Source organism: uncultured Limnohabitans sp. (genome assembly GCF_937889215.1).
Classification (GTDB): Bacteria; Pseudomonadota; Gammaproteobacteria; order Burkholderiales; family Burkholderiaceae_C; genus Limnohabitans_A.
Genome location: NZ_CALBEX010000601.1, coordinates 1 through 1,295, shown reverse-complemented (window position 1 = coordinate 1,295; position 1,295 = coordinate 1). Strand labels below are relative to the sequence as shown.

General features: G+C 60.5%; 2 protein-coding genes. Both read right to left on the bottom strand.

Going from position 1 to position 1,295, the window contains the following annotated elements:
* Positions 1-568, bottom strand: a 568-nt coding sequence (gene adk, locus Q0341_RS15060) for an adenylate kinase (protein WP_299515016.1), incomplete at its 3' end; no start/stop codon positions are given.
* Positions 569-673: 105 nt separating this feature from the next.
* Positions 674-1,295, bottom strand: a 622-nt coding sequence (kdsB, locus tag Q0341_RS15055; protein WP_299515014.1) for a 3-deoxy-manno-octulosonate cytidylyltransferase, incomplete at its 5' end; no start/stop codon positions are given.

Sequence of the window (1,295 nt, the reverse complement as noted above, 5' to 3'; positions counted from 1 at the left end):
CGTCTGATTTGGCCCAGTTGGCGTAATAGTCCACCAAGGGGCGGGTTTGGGCGCTGTAGACATCCAGACGTTTTTTGACGGTCTCTTCTTGGTCATCGGCGCGTTGCACCAGGGGTTCACCCGTTTCGTCGTCCACACCAGCCACTTTGGGTGGGTTGAAAGTGACATGGTAGGTGCGGCCTGAGGCGGGGTGCGAGCGGCGGCCGCTCATGCGGTCAATGATGGCGTCAAAAGGCACGTCGATTTCGAGGACGTAATCGAGCTTCACGTTGGCCGCTTTCATGGCGTCGGCTTGTGGGATCGTGCGGGGGAACCCGTCAAACAAGAAACCGTTGGCGCAATCGGCTTGGACGATGCGTTCTTTGACCAGGTTGATGATCAGGTCATCGCTGACCAGGCCGCCGGACTCCATCACGGCTTTGGCCTGTAATCCCAGTGGGGTGCCTGCTTTGACTGCGGCGCGCAGCATGTCGCCGGTGGAAATTTGGGGGATGTTGTATTTTTGGCAGATGAAGGTGGCTTGGGTGCCTTTGCCGGCGCCGGGTGCGCCCAACAGAATCAGTCTCATGGAAGTTCCTTATAGCTTGTCATGGGGAATGGTCAGGTGGACCTCGGCGGGGTCCTTGGGTTCTGACGGCTGACTTGAGAATATCACGGGAGCCTCTAGCCAGGCTTACGTCTCCAAGAGCGTGCGAACCCTCTCCAAATCCTCTGGGGTATCGACCCCGGGGCCGGGGGCTTGCTCGGTGATGTGGACGGCAATCCGGTGACCGTGCCAAAGGGCGCGCAATTGCTCCAGCGACTCTAAATTCTCAATGGGCGCAGGCGGCAGTTGGGGGAATTGCGCCAAAAACCCGGCACGGTAGGCATAAATGCCCACATGCCGCAGCGGCGGCGGGCTGGGCAGTTGTGTGATGTCGTGGCCGTTTTGTCCGTCGCGCCACCAGGGAATGGGCGCGCGGCTGAAATACAAGGCCATTTGGCGTGCATCCATGACCACTTTGACGACATTGGGGTTGGTGAAGTCGCTCAGGCTGGCGATGGCGTGGGCCGCTGTGCTCATGCTCGCTTCTGGCCGCTGGATCAGCAGCCCGGCCACTTGGTTGATCAGCTCGGGTTCGATCAACGGCTCATCGCCTTGTACATTGACGACCACTGCATCGGCTTGCAGGCCGAGCATTTCGCAGGCTTGCGCCAAGCGGTCGCTGCCGCTGGCATGGTCTTGCCGGGTCAAGATGGCTGTGATGCCGTGGTCTTGGCAGGCTTGCACGATGCGCGCATCGTCGGCGGCCACC